Genomic DNA, 21664 nt, shown 5'->3' with positions numbered 1-21664 from the left:
GCGTAAGCGTTCGTCGGTGTGCCGGTGCGGGGTGCCGCCGGCGGCTCAGCCGCCCTGCGGCTGCCGGGCGGCGGTGGCCACACCGGCCACACCGTCCGCCGGTCCGGGGCGCGCGGCCGGCGCGGCGTCGAACTGGTCGGTGAAGCGGGAGTAGGCGGGATGGGCCACCGGCTCGAAGTCCAGCGCGAAGGGCTTGAGGAAATTGCCGAACAGCGCGCGGTCGCCGAACAGATGGATGGGGATGACCAGCAGCGCCCACTCGGGACCCCACAGCCAGATCCACGCGAGCACCACGAGCGTCTGGGTGACCAGGCTGTGCATGACGTTGTAGAGCACGTAGTACGCCCGGTGTATCCGCTTGGACGCGCTGCGGTGGTAGGCGATCGCCCCGGGGATGTAGCCGATGAGGTCGATATAGGCGAACAACCCGATCGCGGGGAGCCATCTGACCTCGTCGAGATGGGTGAAGAAGAAGGCCGCGGCGATCACCAGACCGAGCCCGTACTCCAGCCGGATCAGCCGGTAGGTGGTCGGCGTCTCGAAGAGGTTCTTGCCGTCCATCAGTGCGATCCCGACGCGGCGACGACGGGCGCGGCCGTCACCTCGGCGACGGCGCGGGCGACCGCCTCGTCGCCGACCACCGAGGCGTTGCCCTCGAAGAGGCTGATGACGACACGGGCGATGGTCTCCTTGAAGACCCGCTCAGCGACCGGGTCGAGAATGCCCGCGAGGCTGGGGATGCCGAAGTCGAACTCGGCGCTGAAGTCGACCACGCAGTCCTTGCCGTCCGCGACGAGCCGCCACACACCGGTGAACTCGGCGAAGTCACCGTCGATCTGCTCGAAGGTGATGGTCAGGTTGTCCCGGTCGAACCGGTCGGACTCGGTCCAGCACAGGATGCCGTTGCGGAAGTAGACCTCCCAGTCGCTGACTTCCTGCGTGCCGGACTCCTGACGGGTCGTCACCGAGCGGATGACCTCGGTGAATTCGGAGTACCGGCCGAACGCGCCGACACGGTCGAACGCCACCGCCGCGTCGACGTCATGAACGCGGACCTTCACTTGCACGCTACGCATGGATTTTGTCACCTTCCGCTGTGGGTGCGTACCGGGCGCCCTGCGCGCGGCACGCGCGGTCGACCGCGTCGTAGAAGAAGTCCAGGTCGCTTCTGGTCAGCACCGCCGGCGGGGTGAAGCGCAGGACGAGATGCGAGTTGAGGGAGTGATTGGCGATGACGCCGTTCATGATCAGCTCGATCAGCAGATCGCCCGCCGGTCCCGGCTCGGCGAACTCGATCCCCAGCAGCAGACCTTGGCCCCGCACCTCACGTACGGCGTCGCCGTAGTGCGAGCGGACGATACGGTCCAGCTCCGGGAGGATCTCGGCGCCGAGCTCGCGGGAGCGGGTCACGAGGTCGTCCTCGTGCATCGCCGCGAGCGCCCCGCGTACGGCGGCCATCGCCAGCGGCGCCCCGGAGAACGTGGACGTGTGCAGATACGGGTCCCGGTCGAAGGCCCTGAACGCCTCCCGGGTGGCGACCACGGCCGACACCGGTACGACGCCCCCGCTGAGCCCCTTGCCGACGAGCAGCACATCGGGGGTGATGCCCTCCCGGTCGGCGCCCCACCAGGAGCCGAGCCGGCCCAGACCGGTCTGGATCTCGTCCAGGACGAGGAAGGCCCCGTACCGGTCGCACAGTTCCCGCACCGCGCGCAGATAGCCCGTCGGCGGGATCACCACCCCGGCCTCGCCCTGCACCGGCTCGATGAACACACACGCCTCGCCGGGAGCCGTGGCCAGCAGGGATTCGAGCGCGGCGGCGTCACCGTACGGCACATGGCTCGTCTGGGGCAGCAGTGGCCGGAACGGGTCCTGGAAGACGCTCTTGCCGGTCAGGCTGAGCGCGCCCATGGTCTTGCCGTGGTAGCCGTTCTCCATGGCGATCAGCCGGTGGTGGCCACGGGTGCGGGCCAGCTTGATGGCCGTCTCGGCCGCCTCCGCACCCGAGCCGGCGAAGTGCACCCGCTCCAGTCCTGGTGGCGCCACCGACACCAGGGCGTCGGCGGCCAGGGCGACCTGCGGTTCGAGGAAGAGACGGGTGGCGACGGGGTGGGTGGCCAGCTGCTCGGCGACATGCCGGATGACGGTGGGGTGCCGGGCGCCCATCAGGAACACACCGTATCCACCGCAGTTCAGGAAGCGTTCGCCCGTCGAGGTGGTGACCCAGGCGCCCTCGGAGGCGACCTCGATGTGCCCGCCGAACAGCTCGCCGAGGGTCGCCCGGCCCTTGCTGAGACGGGCCCGGTACAGCCTGCCCAGCTCCTCACGCCCGAGGGCGGGCGTGGTGGCGGGGACGGCCGCGGGCGCGGTCGGGGGCACGGCCGGCGGAAGAACGGATGTCGGTGTCGTCGATGGCATGGATCTCCCTCTCAATCAGGTCAGGCGCAGCGGGTGGCCTGCGACGTGGTCGAGGTACGGACCGGTGAAGCTCGACCGCGACGGCGGGTGGAACGACAGACCGTGTGCGGCACCGGCCAGATAGGCCACGTCGGTAGAGGACATGAAGGCCGTGCCGCCGAGCAGTTCGACGGCCTGGTTCAGCGCGTCGCCCAGCGCGTCCTGGGCGGCGTACCGCGCCACGAGCGTGCGGGCCAGCGCCGCGTTGCCGGTCTCGCCGTCCCTGATCATGCGGGCGGTGCCCGCCAGCAGCAGGGCGGCCGTCTCCAGCCGGGTGAGCACCCGGGCGCGGTCGGAGTCACTGCCCCGGCCGCCGTCGACGACCCGCTCGACCAGTCCGCTGACAATGCCGAGATAGCAGGCGGAGATGAGCAGTTCGAACCAGATCAGGCCGACGGTCTGGAGATCGTCCAGGTTCCCGGCGTCGCCCTCCGGCTCGGTGCGCATCAGCAGCTGCTCGTCGACGAAGACGTCCGTGAGCCGCACCTCGTCGCTCTCCGCGCCCGCGAGCGTCCGGCTTCCCCAGAACGGATGGACGCTGATCCCGTCGGTCTGACGGGGGATCAGCAGCACCGCCATCCTCGGCTCACCGCTGTCGGTCGGCAGCGCCACGCTGGCGGTGAGCAGGTCCATCGAGTGCGACAGGCTGCACGGCTTCTTGGAGCCGTTGATCACATAGCCGCCGTCCGCCTTCGACGCCGACATCATCGGCGAGAGGATGCCCCGTCCCGGCCGGCCCTCCGCGAAGCCCGAGGCGACGAGCAGCCGCTGCTCGGCTATCCCTTCGAGCAGCGCCCACTCCATGCCACTGCTCTGGATGGAGTCGGCCAGGGTGAACAGGGTCGCCACCGAGAAGTGGTGCATCGTGGTGGCGATCGCGAGGGACGGTGCCCGGGAGGCCAGGGCCTGTACCACGGCGAGGGCCTGGAGCGGATCGGCTCCCGCCCCGCCGTAGGTCTTGGGGATCACCAGACTGGGGCCGCCGGCCGTACGGAAGTGGTCGAGTGCGGGGTTCTTCGGTGCTTCCAGCTCTTCCAGCGGGGTGCCGGAGAGCTGATCGAGCAAGCCGGGCAGGAATGATTCGCACGTCTCGCGTGCGGCTTCCAACGAGCGCATGGATCCCCCTCATGTTCTGTCGTTCTGGCGTGGTTGTTTGCTGGCTTCGGGGCGCGGTCAGTGGCCGGCGGCGGCCTGGAGGGCCTTCCAGGCGCCGAACACCGCCTCGGAGGGGCGCGCGCCGGCGGCGACGCTCACGCCCTGGATATGAGAGGTGCGCAGGATCGGGTAGTTGGCCTCGCCGAACACGCCTCCGGTGAGTCCGGTACCGCCGTGGGTCGGCAGATACGGCAGGAAGCCGATGTGGGAGTCGTTCACCTTGAGCAGCCCGCCCTGGGTGATCCGGGTCACGATCCGGTCGACCACCTCGGGGTCCCGGGCCCACGCCGAGTTCCGCAACCCGTAGGCGTTGCTGTTGACGAAGTCGACGAACCGGTCCAGCAGGACGTCGTCGGGGGCGGGTTCGGCCACGATCACCGGCAGCAGCGGGAAGAACGTCTCCTCGCGGACCGCCTGGACCTCCCGGGCCTTCTCCAGACCTCGTACGACCACCACCGTGGGCTCAAGGAAGATCCCGGCCGTGTCGCGCGTTCCGTCCTCCTGGATCGCGTGTCCGCCGCACACCAGCTCCGCGCCCCGGTCGAGAGCGTCGCGCAGGCACGAGAAGAACTTCTCGTTGCGCAGCACCGGAGTGAGCAGGACGCCCTCCTCCGACGACCGGCCTGGCCTGATCCGCGCGGCCTTCTCGGCCAGCAGGGCGACCAGCTCGTCGCGGACGTCCGGGTGGACCACCACCTGGTTCGGGATCATGCACAGCTGGCCGGAGCCGTAGAAGCTCTCCGTGATGGCCTCGGCCGCCAGGTCCAGATCGGCGTCCTTCCACACCAGCACCACGTCGTTGCCGGCCAGTTCGAGGATCGGCTTCTTGCCCGCCGCGATGCAGCGCTCCTGGAAGCGCATCCCGTTCTCGCTGCTGCCGAAGTACATGATGTCGTCGACGAGCGGGCTCTCCAGCCAGGCGTCCAGCATCGGAGCCGGGTCGCCGCACACCACGCCGAGGGTGCCCGGGGGAGCCCCCAGCTCCGCCAGTACCGGCGCCACCACCTCCTGCAGTACGTACATGACGCCGAGCGGGGCGCTGCGCGGCGCCCGTACGACCAGGGAGTTGCCCGCCATGATCGCGGTCACGCCGAGCAGCGCGCTGGAGAGCGGGGCGTTCTGCGGGGGATTGAGGCAGACCACACCGTCGGGGCGGCGGCGCACCGAGATCCGCCGCTCGCCGTGCCGGTACTCCTGGAGCATCTGGCTCCGGTAGAAGCCCAGCGACTCGGGCCCGAAGACCTCCAGCGCGCCGGACACCTGCCAGCGGGCCAGAGCCAGCGGGTGCCCCTCCTGGACGAGGACTTCGGTGATCCGCTCGGCCTGCTCGGCGAGCCTGCGGTACAGCAGCGTGCCGAACTGTTCGATCCGGGTCTCCGGGGGGAACGCCGCCCAGGGCGCGGCGGCCGCGGCCGCCGCTTCGAGCGCCAGATCCGTCGTCCGGCGGTCCGCCCTCGCCACCCGGCCCACGATGGTGGCCGGCAGATTCTCGGCGGGAATGCGGCCGCTCTCCAGCTTCCGCTTCATGGTGAGCGTGGAGAACGCGTCGTCGAGCAGGGCGTCCGAGTCGACCACGTACCCCCAGGTCCCGCTCGGAACGGCCTTTCCGTCAATGAGGGAAAGGTAGGTGGGGACTTCCGGACGAGGCGCTCCGGAATCTTCTTCTTCTGACGCCGAAGGCGTCGCGATATCGCTGCTCACGCAGCCCCTCCGCTCTCCATTTCCCATCAGCCGACGGGAATGTCCGCAGTTCCAAGTGGTGGCTTCGACCTTCACAGACCGCCCTGAAAATCCCCGGAGACGGCGCTGAGACGGCGCTGAGACGGCCGTTTCAGGGAAATGGAAGAGAGTCTGAGGAGCATGTCTCCGGGCACCCGGCCCGGAAACTCGACGCCTCAGGCAACGGGAGTGAGATGACCACGCGCAGCGGAGAGGTATCCGACGAAGAAGTGCTCGGAGTGCTGGAAAAGCTTCGCAAGGACGGCGATAACCCCAGCGCCTTCCTCGCGCTCAACTCCGGTAACGCGTACTTCACCGATCCGTCGGCGGACGGAGTCGTCGCCTATCGCGAGGCGGGCTCGTATCTGATCCAGTTCGGGGGCGTCTACGCCCCGCCGGAACAGCAGGAGACGCTGCTGCGGGCCTTCCTCGCGCACGCGCGCCGGCGGCGCCGCAAGGTCGTCGCCGTACAGGTCCTCTCGTCGGACGTCGAGCTGTACGTCCGGTGCGGTTTCACGGTCAATCAGGTGGGCTCGTCGTACTCGGTGCACCTGCCCGACTTCGCCCTGCGCGGAACGCGCTTCATGAAACTCCGCAACAAGATCTCGCGGGCCCGGCGCAGTGGTCTGGAGGTGACGGAGGTCTCCTATGAGGAGTGCGCGGCGGACATAGCCGGTATCGACGGCGCCTGGCTGCGGAGCAAGGGCCGTCATGTCAAGGAGATCGAGTTCCTGGTCGGCGAGTTGGGCGGGCCCGTACAGCACGCGCGCCGGCTGATGCTCGGGCGGCTCGACGGGGTGCCCATCGCCTATATCTCGTACTCACCCGCGTACGGATCGCGTCCCGGGTGGTTGCACGACCTCAGCCGCCGGCTCCCGGACGCGCCTCCCGGGGTGATGGAGGCGATCAACCTGACCGCGCTGGAGACGTTCCGTCAGGAGGGCGCGGAGTGGCTGCACTTCGGATTCACGCCGTTCACCGGGCTGTCCGCCGAGCACGATCCGGCCGAAGCCAGCGGCGCCACCCGCAGGATCATGCGGCTGCTGGCCGACCACGGCGACAAGGTCTATCCCGCGGCCAGCCAGCTCGCCTACAAGGAGAAGTGGGGCCCCCAGCTGGTGCTTCCCGAGTATCTGGCCTTCCACGGGCGGGCGCGGCTGGGTGCCATCTGGCAGATCCTGCGGGTCACGAAATCGGTATGACCTCTTCCCCGGCCCCCGATATGGACAGGTGGGGAGACTGCCGGAGGATGGCCTGGAATTTGTCTCTCAGTCCGTGTCCGGGCTGAAGTCCCAGATGCTGCGACAGGTACTCGCGGGTGCGGTGGTAGGTGTTGAGGGCATCGGCCTGCCGTCCTGACAGGTAGAGCGCGGTGATGAGCTGTTCGCAGAAGCGCTCGTGCAGCGGGTACCTGGCGTGCAGTTGCTCCAGCCCGGGGATGACGGCCCGGGGCTGGTCCAGCCGGAGCCGGATGTCGAAGAGCCTTTCGTACGCTCCCAGTCTGACCTCTTCCAGCTGGGTGTACGCCACTTGACAGATCATTCCGTGGCCGGCGTCGATCAGCGCCGGGCCTCGCCAGAGCGATACCGCCTCGTTCAGCAGATCAACGGCGCCTTTGGGGTTGTGCGCGCTCGCCGCTTCGGCGCGGGCCACCAGTTGGAGGAGCCGGGAAGCGTCGACATCCTCTTCGGTCAGTTCCAGTACGTATCCGGTCGGCGACGTCTGGATGACATTGCGCAGAGCTGCCTTCCCCCCGTGTGCGACCAATACCCGGCGCAGCCGGGCTATATGGCCGTGCAGTGAATTCTCGGCGCTGTTCGGTGGCTCTTCGCCCCATAGCTCGTCGATGAGTTCACTCCGAGAAACGGAGCGCCCCACCGATAATGCCAGGGCCGCTAGGATCGAGCGTAGTTTCTCTCCCGGTATCCGGACCTGAACCCCGTCATCGACTACTTCCATCGGTCCCAGAAGATTGATCTGCAATTGTGGTCCATTGCCTTTCTGATGCGACGGGGGGAGCAGGCGCATGGGCCGGCTCCCCCGGGGCCGACCCTGCGTACCTAGCGATAGTGACGTCCTACTCGTAGGTAAGAGGGCGCGGCACGGCGGGTCGGATGCGTAAGCGTTGAAACTTGGCTCGTTCTCGACGTTCCATGCCAGACATCACGCCAACGCGAGGTGAGTGCGCGCCAAGTCGCGCAAATCTTTCTCTTACGACGATAGAAAAAATTCCGAAGGATCGGTCGGGCGCCGTCTGTGGCCGAATCTGATGTTCCGCTTGGGTGACGCATCCCCGAACAGGCCCTGTTCCGTTGGGCTTCGCGCCGAGGTGGCCCGGGGCTGCCCGAAATGGCCGATGTTCATTGATCCGATTTTGTTCGGATCTTTGCCATACACATGCCGTATCGAGTGTCATCGACAAGCCGTCGTTTTCCGGTCGGCATGGATCCGGTCAGGACGACGGTGACACGAGCCCCGTCTCGTAGGCCAGGATCACAAGCTGCACGCGGTCGCGGGCGTCGAGCTTGGCGAGCAGACGGGGGAGATACGTCTTGGCGGTGGCGACGCTGATACAGAGCCGCTCGGCGATCTCGGTGTTCGACAGCCCGCCGCCGACCAGGGTCAGCACTTCGCGTTCCCGGTGGGTTATGCCGCCGAGTTCCGCCCTTCGCGGTGACATGGCCGCCGGGCGGCCGGCGAACTCCTTGATGAGACGGCGGGTGACGCTCGGCGCGATCAGGGCGTCTCCGGCGGCGACGGTACGTATCGCGGCGAGGATGTCGTCCAGGGCCATGTCCTTGACGAGGAACCCGGACGCGCCGGCGCGCAGCGCCCCGTACACCTCATCGTCGTCGTCGAAGGTCGTCAGGATGATGACAGGCGCGGAGCCGGTGGCCGTGGTGATCTGCCGGGTGGCCTCGATGCCGTCCATGCCGGGCATCCGGATGTCCATCACGACGATGCCGGACGCGAGTTCCCCGGCCAGCCCGACGGCTTCGGCGCCGTTCGACGCCTCGCCCACGACCTCGATGTCCGTGGTGTCGGTGATGACCATCTGGAGCGCGGCGCGCACCAGGGGCTGGTCGTCGACGAGCAGGACACGGATGGTCGGCCGGCTCGGATCCTCGGTCATCCGGCTCCGGCCTTCGGTTCCGCTCCGGTCTTCGCTTCCGCCGCGGTCCGGGCGGCGCGCGGTACCGGCAGCCGGGCCGCGACCAGGAAGCCGCCGCCGTGCCGCGTCCCGGCGGTGAAATCGCCGTGCAGCAGAGCGACCCGCTCGCGCATGCCGACCAGGCCGTACCCGGTGTCCGTACCGGCGTTGCCGCCCCTGCCGCGGTCCGAGACCTCGATGGCGAGCGCGTCGTCGAGATGGTCGACGCGCACCCGGCAGGACGTGGCCCCCGAGTGCCCGGAGTCGCCCAAGTACGTCCAGTACGAGGGCGATCCTCCGCCTTGCGATGCACGGCACCAGACGCCGCGGGCTGATCCACGAAGATCGACCGGACAGGGCCTAGGCGGGTACGTTCCCGGTCCCGGGCCGTACGCCTCTGCTCCTGGTCGGCCTGGCGCAGCGCGCCGAGCATCCGCCGCAGACCGGACAGCGTCTCGCGCCCGGCCTTCTCGACCGTCTTCGGCGCGTTCGTCGCCGGAGCCTCGTTCGCTCTGACCCAGGCGATTCTCGACGGCCGGGGCGTGGGCGTCCCGATCGGTGACCCGGGCGCCCTGCCCGTCGTGCTCGCGTCCGCCCTCCTCGCGCCGGTGTGCGCGCTCGCCGGTCTGGCGCTCGGTGCCGTCATCCGGCACACCGCGGCCACCATGACCGCCACCGTCGCGGTCCTTGTCCTGCTGCCCCTGGTCCTGACCGACGGCCGCCACTGGTCGGCGGTACTCGATCACGCCATGCCGTACCAGGCGTGGATCCGGCTCTCGGCGGTCGACCACTCGCGGTCCCCCTTCCCGTGGACGACCTCCGGAGCGTGGACCGTCTACGCGGTGTGGGCACTGGCCGCGGCCGTACTGGCTGTCGCCGGCGTGCACCGGCGCGACCAGTAACGGCAGCGGCTGTGGGGCCTCTTCTCACTCTTGAGGCGTCGCACCGCCCAGCCGCAGCATGACCTTGCTGCTTCCGCGCGCGGCGGCGACGGCCAGCGCCTCGTCCGCCCGGTCGAGGTCGAAGCGGTGGCTGATGACGGGGGACACGTCCAGTCCGTCCCGCATCGCGATCAGCGCGTCATCGATCTCCTCGACGAAGCGGTACGAGCCGATCCAGGTGATCTCCCTCGTCACCAGGTCCCCGAGGACGGCGGGCACGGCCGAGCCCGGCAGGTTTCCGACCTGTACGAGGGTGCCGCCGCGCGCGGTCGCCCGCAGGACCGGTCCGAGCGCGGCCGGGGCTCCCGAGGCGTCGAAGGAAACCTCGATGTCCTCGGGCAGTTCGGCGCCCGCGGAGACGTCGACCGTCCGGTCCGCGCCCATGGCGCGGGCGACGGCGAGCGACGTCTCGGAGATGTCCGACGCGATCACGGCGGCGGCCCCGCGATGTTTCGCCGCCGCCACGACCAGCGCTCCGATCGGGCCCGCGCCATTGACCAGCACGGTCCTGCCCCGCAGGTCTCCGGCGCGGTGTACGGCGTGCAGGGCCACGGCGAGGGGTTCGGCGAGGGCGCCGTGCTCCGTGGTCACCCCTTCGGGCAGCGGCCGTATCTGCGCCGCACGGACCACGCGGTACTCGCTGAACCCGCCGTCGGTGTGCGGGTCGAAGGCGGCCGACCCGAAGTACCGGATACGCCGGTGGAGGTTGGTGCGGCCGGCGATCCGGTCGGGCAGCCGTTCGTCCCCGACAGGCTCCGCCGGGTGGACGGTCACCGGCTGCCCTTCCGTCAGACCGCCGACACCCGCGCCGAGTCCGGCGATCCGGCCGGCGACCTCGTGTCCGAGCACCAGCGGGTGGCTGAGCGCGGCGGTCCCGGAGGCGCCGTGCTTCCAGTACGCGACATCGGAGCCGCAGATCCCGCCCCACTCCATGGCGACGAGGACTTCTCCCGCGCCCGGCACCGGACGGGCGCGCTCGTCGATCCGCAGATCGCCCGGACCATGGACGACGACTGCCCTCATACCGCGTCCTCCAGCCGTACCAGATCGCGTCCACGGGTCTCGGGAGCGAGGAACGCGGAGACCAGGGTGATGAGCGAGTAGACGACGAGCATCGCGGCGATCGGCCACCAGCTGCCGGTGACGGCGGTGAGCGACGCGGCGATGACCGGGCCGATGGCGGTGGCGAGGATGCCGCCGATCTCCTTGGACAGGGCGAGCTGGGTGAAGCGGGTGCGGGAGCCGAAGAGTTCGGCCATCGTGACGCTCTCCAGCGAGAACAGGCCCAGGACACCGACATTGAGTCCGAGGACCATGCCGAGCATCAGCGCGGGCGTACTGCCTGAGGTGATCAGCAGCATCATCGGGAAGGCGAAGGCCATGGTCAGCAGCGTGAGCGCGACATACATCGGGCGGCGGCCGAAGCGGTCCCCGAGCAGGCCGATCAGCGGGACGGTGACAAAGCCGAGCAGCGAGCCGTAGACGATGGCGTCGGTCGGGACCGCGCGGTCGGCGTGCAGGTTCGTGGCGATGTAGCCGACCAGGAAGGTCTGGATCAGGCCCGAGTTGCCCGCCTGGCCGAACCGCAGTCCGAGGGCGAGGAAGAACGCCTTGCCCTTGCGCTGCCGGATCCCGGCCTCCAGGACGCCCGCCCGCTTCTTCTCCGGGGAGGACTCGACCTGGGCCGACGTGGTGCGGGCCGATTCGACAAGGGCCGATTCGACCTCCGTACGGGACATCGCGACGCCGTCCACGACGTCCGGCCGCTCCTCGAAGACCGGGCTCTCCTTGAGGTTCCGGCGCAGCCAGACCGCGAAGATCATGAGCGCGAAGCTCAGCAGGAACGGCAGACGCCAGCCCCACGCGAGCAACTGCTCGTCGCTGAGTACGGCGAGCAGGATCGCCCACAGCCCGGACGCGGCCAGGGTGCCGGAGTTGGTGCCGAGCGACACCAGTGAAGCGACCAGGCCCCGGCGCTTGGCGGGGGCGTACTCGGCGAGCATGACGGTGGCCCCGGCGATCTCGGCGCCGGCCCCGAAGCCCTGGATGAGCCGCAGGACCACCAGCAGGATCGGGGCGAGGATGCCGATCGTCGCGTACGTGGGCAGCGCACCGATGAGTGTGGTCGACGCGCCCATCAGCAGAATGGTCAGGAAGAGCACCTTCTTGCGCCCGATCCGGTCGCCCATCCGGCCGAAGTAGACGGCTCCGGCGAGCCGGGCGACGTACCCGACACCGTAGGTCGCCATGGCGGCGATCAGCCCGATGGCCGGGCTGACATCGGGGAAGAAGATCTTGTTGAAGACGATGGCGGCGGCCAGCGAGTAGAGCTGGAAGTCCATGAACTCCATGGCCGTACCGAGCCAGCCGGAAACGGCGGCTCTGGTGAGATCGCGTGTGGTGCGCGCGGCGGGGCCCGTGGGCTCCGTACGCGTGGTGTCCGTCATGGTTGAACTCCGTTGTTCAGGGCCGTGCTTGTAGGTGTGCCGGTGCCTTGTGCGGGCTGGTGTCTTGTGTGTGTGACGTCAGAAATCGATGTGGCCGGCGCGCAGAGCGGGGAGCCGGGCGGCGACGCCGGAGACGAGCGTGTCGTCCTCGGCCAGGTCCACCGCTCCGAGGACCTGGAGCAGCCGACGGACCGTGTCATGGCGAGTCGTCGTCCCCTGCCAGCAATCGGCGAGCGCCGCCGCGGCGGGGTCCGTCGTACCGAACAACTGGCCGCCGTCCTCGCCGGAACGGGTGGCGTTCGCCCATGCGGCCAGCGCCAGTTCGAGGACCGGGGTACGCGACCGGGCCGCGCGCAGCGCGTCGAACCACCGCTCCGGGATCTTCAACGATCCGTCGGAGCCGATCTGCTGGAGTAGATGCCGCATGGCGGGGTTGCGGAACCGCTCGACGAGATCGCCCGCGTAGGCCGCCGGATCGGGGCCGCCGGCGGGCAGGGTCGGCCCGACCTCCGAACAGAGGGCCCGTACGAGCCGTTCGCCCCAGTCGGTCGCCAGGACGCCGGCGACGGTCGTGCGTCCCGCCGCGGCGCCGAGATAGGCGAGGGCGGAGTGCGCCCCGTTGAGCAGCCGCAACTTCGTGAGCTGGTACGGCACGACATCGGGGACGAACAGCGCGCCGTCGCGTTCCCACGGCGGCCGCGGCCCGGCGAAGGAGTCCTCCAGGACCCACTGCCGGTACGGTTCGCCGACGACCGGCACGGCGTCGCGTACGCCGAGCGCGGCATGGGCCGCGTGCCGGTCCGTGTCGGTCGTCGCGGGCACGATCCGGTCGACGACCGTCGAGGGGAAGGCGACCGAGGCCGCCATCCAGTCGAGCACGGCCCGCCGGTCGGGCCAGGACGACGCCTCGACGAAGCCGCGCACGACCGTGGCGAGCGCGGCGCCGTTCGCGGCCATGTTGTCGCAAGACACGACGGTGACCGGGGCGCCTCCTGACCGCATCCGCGCGGCGAGTCCGGCGGCGATCCGCCCGACGACCGTGGTGAGGTCCCCGGTCTCCCGCGCCGCCAGATCCGCGGCGATCTCCGGTGCCCGGGTGTCCAGTTCACCGGTGCCGGGGCGGCGATGGTGCCCCTTCTCGGTGATCGTCAACGTCAGCACCGTGACCTCCGGAGAGGCGAGCAGCGCGTCGACCCGCCCCGCGTCGGGCCCCATGGCGAGCGCCTCGACGACCGACCCCACCACGCGGGTGGCGGGCCCGTCCGGGCGGCGTTCGGTCACCGAGTAGAGGCAGTCCTGCGCGCGCATCGCCGCCACCACGCGCGCCGAGCGCGGGGCGACCGCGACGATCCCCCACGGCTCGCCGGAGCGGGCCGAGGCGTGCTCGGTGTAGACGGCCTGGTGCGCCCGGTGGAACGCCCCCAGGCCGAAGTGGACGATACGGGGCCGGAGTTCGCGGGGATCGACGGCCGGGCGCAGCTCGGGCGCGATCCGGCCGAGCGAGGCACGTCCCAACAGCGCCGGCCCTGTGCCTTCTGTGTGCCCCGTTCCGTCCGGCGGGGGCGGAGTCATGTCGCTCACCAGTCATGCACCGACCCGTCGAGCCGCCGCGCCACCGGCAGATAGCGCGCCTGGTACGGGAATCGCTCCGCCGCCTTCTCGTCGTACGCGACGCCGAGGCCGGGCTCCTCCGACGGGTGCAGCATGCCGTCCGCGAAGGTCACCCCACTGCGGAAGACCTCCGCGGTCTCGTCCGCGTGCCCCATGTACTCCTGGATGCCGAAGTTTGGGACGGTGATGTCCACATGCACCGCCGCGGCGAGCGAGACCGGCGAGAGGTCCGTCGCGCCGTGCGAGCCGGTCCGTACCTGATAGAGGGCGGCCAGGTCGAAGATCCGGCGCAGGTGCGTGATCCCGCCGGCGTGGACGACGGTGGTGCGTACGTAATCGATGAGCTGCTCGGTGATCAGGTGCTGCACATCCCAGATCGAGGTCAGCACCTCGCCCACCGCGATCGGCGTCGTCGTGTGCTGACGGATGAGCCGGAACGCCTCCTGGTTCTCGGCCGGCGTCGGATCCTCCATCCAGAACAGCCTGCTGTCCTCGACGCTCTTGCCGAAGCGGGCCGCCTCGATGGGGGTGAGCCGGTGGTGTACGTCGTGGAGCAGATGGAAGCCGAAGCCGAAGCGCTCGCGCACGGCCTCCAGATACGTCGGCGCGAACCGCAGATACGCCTCGGTGTCCCAGGGCTGCTCGTCGGGCAGCGAGGTGGCGGCCGGCTCGTACACCTTGCCCTTGCGGACCCCGTAACTGCCGCCGACATCCGGTACGGCGGCCTGCGCGCGTACCGCCTTGTAGCCGAGGTCCAGGAACCGTTCGACATCGTCGAGCAGGGACGGGACGTCCGTACCGCTGGCGTGCGAGTAGACCGTGACGCCGTCGCGCGAGCGGCCGCCGAGCAGTTGGTAGACCGGCAGGCCGGCGACCTTGCCCTTGATGTCCCACAGGGCCGTGTCGACGGCGGAGATCGCGGTCATCGTCACCGGGCCGCGACGCCAGTACGCACCGCGGTACAGGTACTGCCACATGTCCTCGATACGCGCCGGGTCCTTGCCGATCAGCAGCGGAACGAGGTGGTCCCGCAGATAGCTCGCGACGGCCAGTTCGCGGCCGTTCAGTGTGGCGTCGCCGAGGCCGGTCACACCGTCCGTCGTCGTGATGCGCAGGGTGACAAACGTCCGCCCCGGGGAGGCGACGAACACCTCTACGCGTTCGATCTTGCTCACAGGTCCACTCCTTCGGACGATCCGTACGGCACCGGTCGAGTGGGGCGCCCGAGATCGCCACTGATCGGCACGACTGGTATACAAGCATCGGTCGCGAAGGGATGCAATACTTGTGTGGTACCGACTGTGCGGCGTTCGGACGGAGGGTCGGCGGCGCGCCTGAGCGGGGCCTGAGCAGGGCCTGAGCGGGGCCGGTGCCTTGGCCGATACGGCGGGTCCGGGCGCCCGGGCGGCGCTGCGCCGCAGGTCAGCGGGGGCATATCGAACGGGAGGGCGTCGGCCGTGACAGCACCCCGATACGATGAGCGCATGCCTCGATCGAACCGGCAGCGGACCAGCCGCCGCGCCGTCTACGCGACGTTGCGCCGCAAGGTTCTGACTCTTGAGTTCCCCCCGGGCGCGGCCCTGTCGGAGAACGAACTCGCCGCGTCCCTCGGCGTGAGCCGCACGCCGGTCCGGGAGAGTCTGATCCTGCTGTCCGAGGAGGGCCTCGTCCAGGTCTTCCCCCAGGTGGGGTCCTTCGTCTCACGCGTCGACCCGGCCAAAGTGGCCGACGCGCAGTTCCTCAGGGAGGCCGTGGAACTGGCCTCACTGGAAGACCTCCCCGGCCTTCCCGCCGAACTCGACCCGGAACTGGTCGACGAACTGCGGCGCAACCTGGAGGAACAGCGGCGGCCCGGTCTCGGCCTGGAGGACTTCTTCGAGCTGGACGAGGCGTTCCACCAGACCCTCCTGCGCCTGAGCGGCCACGGCAGCGCCTGGGCGACCGTGGTCTCGGCCAAGGGCCACCTCGACCGCGCGCGCCGCCTCGGTCTCTACGACACCGCCACATCCTCGGGCTTCGCCGCGCAGCACGTCGAAATCCTCGACGCGGTCCTCGCCGGCGACATCCCCCTGGCCCGCACGGCCATGCGCACCCACCTGCGGGCGGTCTTCGACGACGTCGAGCGCATCAGGGCACGCTCACCGGAACTGTTCGCGACGGACTCGGGCACGGTTCCGGTGCGGCGCAACATCGTGGTGTGGGAGTGACCGAGCCGTAGGCGGCCGCGGTGTGACCGAGCCCGCACAGGCTCGGCCGCACCGATAGGGTCGCTCGGTCCCGGCCGTCACGCCGTCCCCGGGTGACGCTCCGCTTTCGCCCGGGTGCCGTTCAGCGGCGGCGGGCCGGGGTGCCCAGTACGCGTATGTGCGGTCGGCCGTCCTCGCCCGGCTCGGTGACCGCCACCTGCACGCCGTAGACGTCGGCGATCCGGTCCTCCGTCAGGACCTGCCGGGGTGTGCCCGCGGCGATGACCCGCCCGCGCTGGAGCATCACGATCCTGTCGCAGAACATCGCGGCGAGGTTGAGGTCGTGCAGGGCCACCACACTGGTGACGGCCAGTTCGGCGACCAGGTTCAGCAGATCGAGCTGGTGCTGGATGTCCAGATGGTTGGTCGGCTCGTCGAGCAGCAGTTCGCGCGGCTCCTGCGCGAGAGCGCGGGCGATCTGAACACGCTGACGTTCTCCGCCGGACAGCGTGCTCCACAGCTGGGACGCGTGGTCACGCAGACCGGTGCGCTCCAGCGCCGCCGTCACGGCCTCCTCGTCCGCCCGCGTCGGAGGGTGCCAGGCGCGCCGGTGGGGGATACGCCCGAGGCGTACGACGTCGGCGACGCTCAGTTCGACCAGGGTGTCCGCCTGCTGCTCGACCACGGCGACGCGGCGCGCGATGTCCCTGCGTCGCAATCCGTCGAGAGGACGGCCGTCGAGCGTGACGACGCCGTGGCTCGGGGCGAGAACGCCGGCGAGCAGACGTAGCAGAGTGGACTTCCCGGAGCCGTTCGGTCCGAGCAGACCGGTCATGGCCCCGGGCAGGGGCGCGAGACTGACCCCGTCGAGGATCAGCCGGCCGTCGGCGGTGCGGGAGACGCGGTCCGTGCTGAGCGTCATCGGTGTGTCCTCCGTGTCCGGTGGAGCACGAGGACGAAGACGGGCACGCCGATCAGTGAAGTCACCACGCCCACCGGGATTTCCTGAGGCTCCAGGGCAGTGCGGGCGAGCGTGTCGATCCAGACCAGAAACACGGCCCCGCCGAGCGCGGTGACCGGCAGCAGACGACGGTGGCCGGGGCCGACCAGGGCTCGGGCCGCGTGCGGCAGCACCAGACCGACGAAGCCGATGGCGCCGGCCGCACTCACCAGCGCGGCCGTGAGCAGGGCGGTGGCGCAGAGCAGGATCAGGCGGGTACGGGACACATCGACCCCGAGCGTCGCCGCGGCGTCCTGTCCGAACGCGAAGGCGTCGAGGGTTCCGGCGTACCCCAGGCAGACCGTCAGGGTCAGCGCGAGCACGGCCAAGCACAGCCACACATCGGCCCAGCCCGCGCCGCTGAGCGAACCGAGCAGCCAGAAGAGCACCCCTCGGGTCGTCTCGGCGTCGGCGGAGGTGACCACGATGAACGAGGTGAGCGCGGAGAACAACTGCATCGCCGCGACCCCGGACAACACCACCCTGTCCGCGCTGTCGCCGAGCGTCCGGCTCAGCAGGAGCATCAGGGCGAAGGAGCAGACGGCGCCGGCGAACGCGCCCGCCGAGAGCGACAGAGCTCCACCGCCCACGCCGAGAACGACCACAACGACGGCCCCGGTCGACGCCCCTGAGGAGACGCCGAGAACGAAGGGATCGGCGAGCGGATTGCGCAGCAGGGACTGCATCACCGTGCCGCACAGGGCCAGTCCGGCTCCGCACACCGCTGCCAGCAGCGTGCGCGGCAGTCTGAGGTTCCACACGATCCCGTCCCGGATCGGCGTCAGGCCGGAGACGTCGCCCGCCAGATGCGAGGCGAGGGCGGACCAGACCTCGTCGACGCCGATGTCCGCCGGGCCGATGGTGACGGCCACGGCGACGGAGACGACAAGCGCGGCCAGGCCGGCCGCGGTCCGCAGGAGCGTCGCGGTCACTTCGCCAGGCCGTACTCGCGTACGCCGGCCGCGACCTGCTCAACTCCCTCGACCGTGCGGATCGCCGGGTTCATGGCCTGCCCGCTGAGCAGGATGTACCGCTTGTTCCGTACGGCGTCCATGGTCTTCGTGACCGGGTTGGACTCCAGGAACTCGATCTTCTTCGCGGCACTCTCGGCGGTCTCCGACTTACGGGTCAGGTCGCCGATCACCAGGACGTCGGGGTTGCGGTCGGCCACGGTCTCCCAACTGATCTGCGGCCACTCCTCGGTGGTGTCGTCGAAGACGTTCTTCGCTCCGAGTTCCCCGGTGATGATGCCGGGGGCGCCGCAGCATCCCGCCATGTACGGGGACTCGGCGTTGGCGAACCAGTACAGCAGCGTGACGTCGGACGCGTCGAGATCCTTCGTGGCCTTGTTCACGCGGGACGTGAGCTGAGCGACGAGCTTCTCCCCTCGCTCCTCGACGCTGAAGATACGGGCCAGGTCCCGTACTTCGCCGTACACCGTCTCCATCGCCAGCGGTTCGGACCGGCTGCCGTCGCCGCCGCCACTGTTGTCCTTGCCCTCACAGTCGGACGGGGAGAGGTAGGTGGGAACGCCGAGCTTCTCGAACTGCTCGCGCGTGGCCACTCCGCCCTTTCCCAGCGTGGAGGCGAAGGAGGCCGCGACGAAGTCGGGTTCGGTGCCGAGGACACGCTCGAAGGAGGGGTAGTTCTCCGCCAGCCGTTCCACTCCTTCGTCGGCCTTCTCCAGACCCTTCATCACCGGGTCGGTCCAGGTGGCGGTGCCTACCATCCTGTCGGCGAGGCCGAGGGAGAACATGATCTCGGTCGTGCCCTGGTTCAGCGACACGGCCCGCTGAGGTACCGCACCACCCGTGTCCACGGTGCGCCCGCAGTTCTCCAGGGGACGGACCCTGTCGGAGGCCCCCGAAGTGGAGCCACCGGAGGTGCCACCGCAACCGGCCAGCAGGAGCACTCCGGAAAGGAGCATGGCGATGCGGGGGGCGGGACGCGCGAAGGTCACAGTCGTTCCTCAACGTCGAGGACCCGTTCGCGGGGTCCGTTCGTACGGTCCGCCAGCAGGTCTTCGGACTTGGGATCACTCGAACGGGGCGCCTTCCCGGACCATCGCTGGCCCAGTGACTTCAATGCCCCGCCCGTCACCCTTACCGCTGCGCGTCAGTTCCGGATTCGCACCGGATTCCCCGACTCCCGTCATACACGTACGAGAGTTCGACTGGCCTCGGCAAGCTATCACGACCGACTCATCCGCCAAGAAGGCCAGCGGTTCCTTCAGGTCGTGGTGGTGCGGCGGAACAGGGCTGTCCAGAGGAAGGGTTCGCCGAAGGAGGGAGACTCGGGTGGCTCGTCGTGCATACGGCGCAGTTCGACCTCCGTCAGGTCGGAGAAGATCCAGCGCAGAGACTCCGCCGTGTACGCGAGGCCGCCATGGAGGCGGGACTGGCGGTAGAAGTCGGAGTCGGGGAGTTCGGACCCCATCCCGCCGGCCGCGAAGCAGGTGAGGGCGAAATGGCCGCCGGGCGCGAGGGCGCGGTCGAGGAGGGCGAGGTAGCTGACGCGGCGGTGCGGCGGCAGGTGGTGGAAACAGCCGGAGTCGTAGATCAGATCGTACGGTCCGCCGAGCGCGGTGTCGGCGAGGGCGAAGGCGTCACCACAGTGGAACGAGACGTTGGCCCCTGCCTCCCGAGCGCGGTCCCCGGCCCAGGCGATGGCCGCCGGAGAGAGGTCCACGGCGTCCACTTCGAAGCCCAGCGAGGCGAGGTGGAGCGCGTTCCGTCCCGGCCCGCAGCCCAGGTCGAGGGCGCGGCCCGCGGTGATCAGGCCATGGTCGAGGTAGGAGACCAGGCTCTCGTCAGGCTTCGCCACGAAGAACGGCACCGGCTTGGAGCGATCCGCGTAGAAACCGTCCCACCAGGACGCCGCGTCGGCCGTCCAGCGGTCGGCCTCCGGCGCGAACAGGCCGTCAAGGAGCTTGAGTATGTCGTCCACCGTACGGATGTTCCGGTCCATCGGAACCCCTTCCCCGAGTCGGCCCCGATCGTAGGTCCGGCAGAGACGGAACCCCTGATCAGGTGGGGTGACCCGAGGCTGTCGTGGGCTCTGTGACGGGCTCCGCCGAGGGGGGAAAGGCAATCCCTCGCGGGTGAGGTCGAATTGCCCCCCTCGCCCCCGCGGCACGCCGTTACGGGGGTGAATACGGCCGCGTCGATCCGGGTTTCTGGACGTTCTCGCGGACCGGACCGTACCCAGCGAGCAGGTGGGTGCAGTGCGCGACTGTGTCGTCGTCAGGGGTTCGGGCATCGGGGTCTCCGGAGGTGCGGGGCTTCGGCCTGCCGGACGCGGCGGATGGAATCGGCCGGCCCGTTGGTGCCGAGCAGTTCCAGTGCGCCGGGCCAGTCGGTCAGGCCGTAGGGGCTGACGATGCGGCCGGCGCCCTTGCTGAGCAGCGCGACGCTGTGCGGGTCATGAAGGGACCGGCTGCCGGTTACCGTCCCTCCGCGCATAGGGGAACGCCCGTTCGGTGAAAGTCAGTTGGGGATTTCCGGCAGGGCCGAGGGTCGGTTTATGATCTTGGTTATGACTTCGCAAACCCCCGAGAAGAGCCCGTCCCGCAAGCAGCGACTCCAGGAGAAGCAGCGGCGCCAGCTGGCGGTCGTCGACACCATCGACAAGGCCGAGGCGAAGCTGCGGAAGGCCGAAGCGGAGCTGGCCGAGGCCGTGGCGGAAGCGGTCGAGGTCTTCGGGAGCGAGCAGGGCGCCTCCGAGGAACTCGGGCTCTCGGTCGACGCGATCCGCGGCTTCCTCAGCCTCGTGGAGGGCGGCGCGAGCGGTGCCGACGAGCCTGACGGGGCCGCGGAGACCGTAGAGACCGCCCCGGCCCAGATCCCTGCGAAGGCCAAGGTGGAGGCCAAACCGGAGCCGGAACCTGTGGCGGTGTAGCCGCGGGGTCAGACGCACCCGCAGTTGCTGCCGTACAGGATGAACCAGAGGGCCAGAACCAGAACAACGGTCAGCAGCGTCGCCCCCATCCGTCGCGCCCGAAGCGGTCCGGGGTGGCGCCAGGCCGTGATCCCGGCGACGGTGCCGATCAGCAGCAAGGCGACGGCCCGGAAATGCGCTCGGCACCGTGCGGCGACACAGGGCACAGTGACGCCATGACCGCACGAGGGCTGGACGACGACGGGACGATCGCGCGCGAAGGCGCCCTGGACCGGGTGACGGCGGCATTCACGCCCGTTGTCGAGTCCGCCCGCACGCGTATCACCGAGACCTTCGACCGCGCGCGGCTGCACAGCGCGTACATCTACGGCAGCATCCCACGCGGCACGGCCACCCCCGGAGTCTCCGACCTCGACCTGCAACTCGCCCTGCACCACGAGCCCACCGAAGCCGACCACGCCGACGCCGAAGCCATCGAGGCCGCACTCGACCATGCGTTCCCCCAGATCAACGGTGTCGGCATCCTGCTGACCAGCACACGCGTTCTGCTCAGCGACCTCGAACGCCATGACGCCGGGTTCTTCGTCGCCTGCCTGTGCACCCCACTGCTCGGTCCCGACCTCGCCGAACGACTTCCCCGCTACCGCCCCACAACCCTGCTCGCCCGCGAAACCAACGGCGACCTCGACCTCGCCCTGCAACGCTGGCGCCCCCGAGCCGCCGAAACCGCCACGGACGCCGACCGCCGGACCCTCAGCCGCGTCGTCGCCCGTCGTATCGTGCGCACAGGTTTCACTCTGATCATGCCCCGCTGGGGCGGCTGGACCAGTGACCTCAACGAGTCCGCCGAACTCTTCGGCCGCTACTACCCCGAGCGCGCCGACCAGATGCGCATCGCCGCGGCCACGGGCCGCACCCCCTCGGCCGATCCGGCCGTACTCCGCACGCTCATCGACGACCTGGGCCCCTGGCTCGCCGCCGAATACACAGCCACACACGGTACGAAGACGCCGCGCCACCCCACACATCGGCCGGCGGCATCGAGCTGACCGGTTGTCGCCCAGCGCCGTGGCTGGCTGACGGCACGCCTGGAGACCGTA

At 69.8% G+C, this 21664-nt stretch carries 21 protein-coding genes and 1 riboswitch; of the genes, 5 read left to right on the top strand and 16 right to left on the bottom strand.

The genetic code is table 11. The features are described from left to right. Window positions 1–45: 45 nt before the first annotated feature. From IF11_RS0101795 to IF11_RS0101775, 5 genes are read right to left on the bottom strand one after another with little or no spacing between them, the layout of a single operon-like run. Window positions 46–561 carry a hypothetical protein gene (locus IF11_RS0101795; protein ID WP_078490323.1) on the bottom strand — a complete coding sequence of 172 codons (516 nt, stop codon included), beginning with the start codon at window positions 559–561 and terminating at the stop codon, window positions 46–48. Further along, a complete protein-coding gene (locus IF11_RS0101790) occupies window positions 561–1076 on the bottom strand; it encodes a type II toxin-antitoxin system RatA family toxin (protein WP_030349573.1) in 516 nt (171 codons plus the stop codon). Before IF11_RS0101790 ends, IF11_RS0101795 begins: the two co-directional genes overlap by 1 nt. Continuing rightward, window positions 1069–2418: an aspartate aminotransferase family protein gene (locus IF11_RS0101785; RefSeq protein WP_078490322.1), complete on the bottom strand. Its 1350-nt coding sequence runs from the start codon at window positions 2416–2418 to the stop codon at window positions 1069–1071. Before IF11_RS0101785 ends, IF11_RS0101790 begins: the two co-directional genes overlap by 8 nt. Before the next feature lie 15 nt (window positions 2419–2433). Then, on the bottom strand, window positions 2434–3573 hold the full coding sequence (locus IF11_RS0101780; RefSeq protein ID WP_030349571.1) for an acyl-CoA dehydrogenase family protein: 1140 nt from the start codon (window positions 3571–3573) through the stop codon (window positions 2434–2436). Window positions 3574–3630: 57 nt separating this feature from the next. After that, window positions 3631–5340, bottom strand: coding sequence for an aldehyde dehydrogenase family protein (locus IF11_RS0101775; protein ID WP_078490320.1), 1710 nt, complete (start codon window positions 5338–5340; stop codon window positions 3631–3633). A gap of 185 nt (window positions 5341–5525) precedes the next feature. On the opposite strand from IF11_RS0101775, the gene IF11_RS0101770 reads away from it, so the two are divergent. Next, complete coding sequence (locus IF11_RS0101770; protein ID WP_030349569.1) at window positions 5526–6533, top strand: bifunctional lysylphosphatidylglycerol flippase/synthetase MprF; 1008 nt, start codon at window positions 5526–5528, stop codon at window positions 6531–6533. Here IF11_RS0101770 and IF11_RS0101765 read toward each other — a convergent pair. The 3 genes from IF11_RS0101765 to IF11_RS37595 all read right to left on the bottom strand — a co-directional run bounded on the left by IF11_RS0101765 (window position 6517) and on the right by IF11_RS37595 (window position 8754). Beyond that, on the bottom strand, window positions 6517–7359 hold the full coding sequence (locus tag IF11_RS0101765; RefSeq protein WP_240627600.1) for an AfsR/SARP family transcriptional regulator: 843 nt from the start codon (window positions 7357–7359) through the stop codon (window positions 6517–6519). The genes IF11_RS0101770 and IF11_RS0101765 overlap by 17 nt on opposite strands. A gap of 424 nt (window positions 7360–7783) precedes the next feature. After that, on the bottom strand, window positions 7784–8464 hold the full coding sequence (locus IF11_RS0101760) for a response regulator (RefSeq protein ID WP_030349567.1): 681 nt from the start codon (window positions 8462–8464) through the stop codon (window positions 7784–7786). Further along, window positions 8461–8754 carry a sensor histidine kinase gene (locus IF11_RS37595; RefSeq protein WP_030349566.1) on the bottom strand — a complete coding sequence of 98 codons (294 nt, stop codon included), beginning with the start codon at window positions 8752–8754 and terminating at the stop codon, window positions 8461–8463. The genes IF11_RS0101760 and IF11_RS37595 overlap by 4 nt, the downstream gene beginning before the upstream one ends. Before the next feature lie 270 nt (window positions 8755–9024). Between IF11_RS37595 and IF11_RS0101750 the strand changes: the two genes are divergently transcribed. Further along, entirely contained in the window at window positions 9025–9384 is a 360-nt protein-coding gene (locus IF11_RS0101750; protein ID WP_051745334.1) for a hypothetical protein, read from the top strand. Between the two features lie 24 nt (window positions 9385–9408). Here the strand turns inward: IF11_RS0101750 and IF11_RS0101745 are convergent, their stop codons facing one another. The 4 genes from IF11_RS0101745 to manD form a co-directional block, all read right to left on the bottom strand. Then, window positions 9409–10446 (bottom strand): L-idonate 5-dehydrogenase, encoded by a 1038-nt coding sequence (locus tag IF11_RS0101745; RefSeq protein ID WP_030349564.1) that lies wholly within the window; start codon window positions 10444–10446, stop codon window positions 9409–9411. Next, window positions 10443–11870, bottom strand: a complete 1428-nt coding sequence (locus IF11_RS0101740) for an MFS transporter (RefSeq protein ID WP_030349563.1) — start codon at window positions 11868–11870, stop codon at window positions 10443–10445. Before IF11_RS0101740 ends, IF11_RS0101745 begins: the two co-directional genes overlap by 4 nt. Before the next feature lie 78 nt (window positions 11871–11948). Further along, window positions 11949–13385, bottom strand: coding sequence for a mannitol dehydrogenase family protein (locus IF11_RS0101735; protein ID WP_240627599.1), 1437 nt, complete (start codon window positions 13383–13385; stop codon window positions 11949–11951). A 62-nt stretch (window positions 13386–13447) separates the two neighbouring features. Then, window positions 13448–14656: a D-mannonate dehydratase ManD gene (manD, locus tag IF11_RS0101730; RefSeq protein WP_030349561.1), complete on the bottom strand. Its 1209-nt coding sequence runs from the start codon at window positions 14654–14656 to the stop codon at window positions 13448–13450. Between the two features lie 309 nt (window positions 14657–14965). Between manD and IF11_RS0101725 the strand changes: the two genes are divergently transcribed. Then, a complete protein-coding gene (locus tag IF11_RS0101725; RefSeq protein WP_030349560.1) occupies window positions 14966–15688 on the top strand; it encodes a GntR family transcriptional regulator in 723 nt (240 codons plus the stop codon). Between the two features lie 121 nt (window positions 15689–15809). Here IF11_RS0101725 and IF11_RS0101720 read toward each other — a convergent pair whose 3' ends face one another. From IF11_RS0101720 to IF11_RS0101705, 4 genes are all read right to left on the bottom strand, one after another. Then, window positions 15810–16589 (bottom strand): ABC transporter ATP-binding protein, encoded by a 780-nt coding sequence (locus IF11_RS0101720; RefSeq protein WP_030349559.1) that lies wholly within the window; start codon window positions 16587–16589, stop codon window positions 15810–15812. Next, window positions 16586–17599, bottom strand: coding sequence for a FecCD family ABC transporter permease (locus IF11_RS0101715; RefSeq protein ID WP_037726793.1), 1014 nt, complete (start codon window positions 17597–17599; stop codon window positions 16586–16588). Before IF11_RS0101715 ends, IF11_RS0101720 begins: the two co-directional genes overlap by 4 nt. Next, on the bottom strand, window positions 17596–18594 hold the full coding sequence (locus tag IF11_RS0101710) for an ABC transporter substrate-binding protein (RefSeq protein ID WP_051745418.1): 999 nt from the start codon (window positions 18592–18594) through the stop codon (window positions 17596–17598). The genes IF11_RS0101715 and IF11_RS0101710 overlap by 4 nt, the downstream gene beginning before the upstream one ends. Before the next feature lie 72 nt (window positions 18595–18666). Next, window positions 18667–18860: riboswitch (cobalamin riboswitch) on the bottom strand. 36 nt (window positions 18861–18896) lie between these two features. Further along, entirely contained in the window at window positions 18897–19634 is a 738-nt protein-coding gene (locus tag IF11_RS0101705) for a class I SAM-dependent methyltransferase (RefSeq protein ID WP_030349556.1), read from the bottom strand. A gap of 567 nt (window positions 19635–20201) precedes the next feature. Here IF11_RS0101705 and IF11_RS0101695 point away from each other — a divergent pair. Both IF11_RS0101695 and IF11_RS0101685 read left to right on the top strand, forming a co-directional pair. Further along, on the top strand, window positions 20202–20564 hold the full coding sequence (locus tag IF11_RS0101695) for a hypothetical protein (RefSeq protein ID WP_063759107.1): 363 nt from the start codon (window positions 20202–20204) through the stop codon (window positions 20562–20564). A 215-nt stretch (window positions 20565–20779) separates the two neighbouring features. Next, the gene (locus IF11_RS0101685) at window positions 20780–21613 is read left to right on the top strand and encodes a nucleotidyltransferase domain-containing protein (protein ID WP_037726791.1); all 834 of its coding nucleotides are present in this window, start codon (window positions 20780–20782) and stop codon (window positions 21611–21613) included. Window positions 21614–21664: the final 51 nt, after the last annotated feature.

This window comes from Streptomyces scopuliridis RB72 (genome assembly GCF_000718095.1).
Classification (GTDB): Bacteria; Actinomycetota; Actinomycetes; order Streptomycetales; family Streptomycetaceae; genus Streptomyces; species Streptomyces scopuliridis.
Note: the sequence above shows the minus strand (reverse complement) of the source record. Positions and strands in the feature narration are given on the sequence as shown.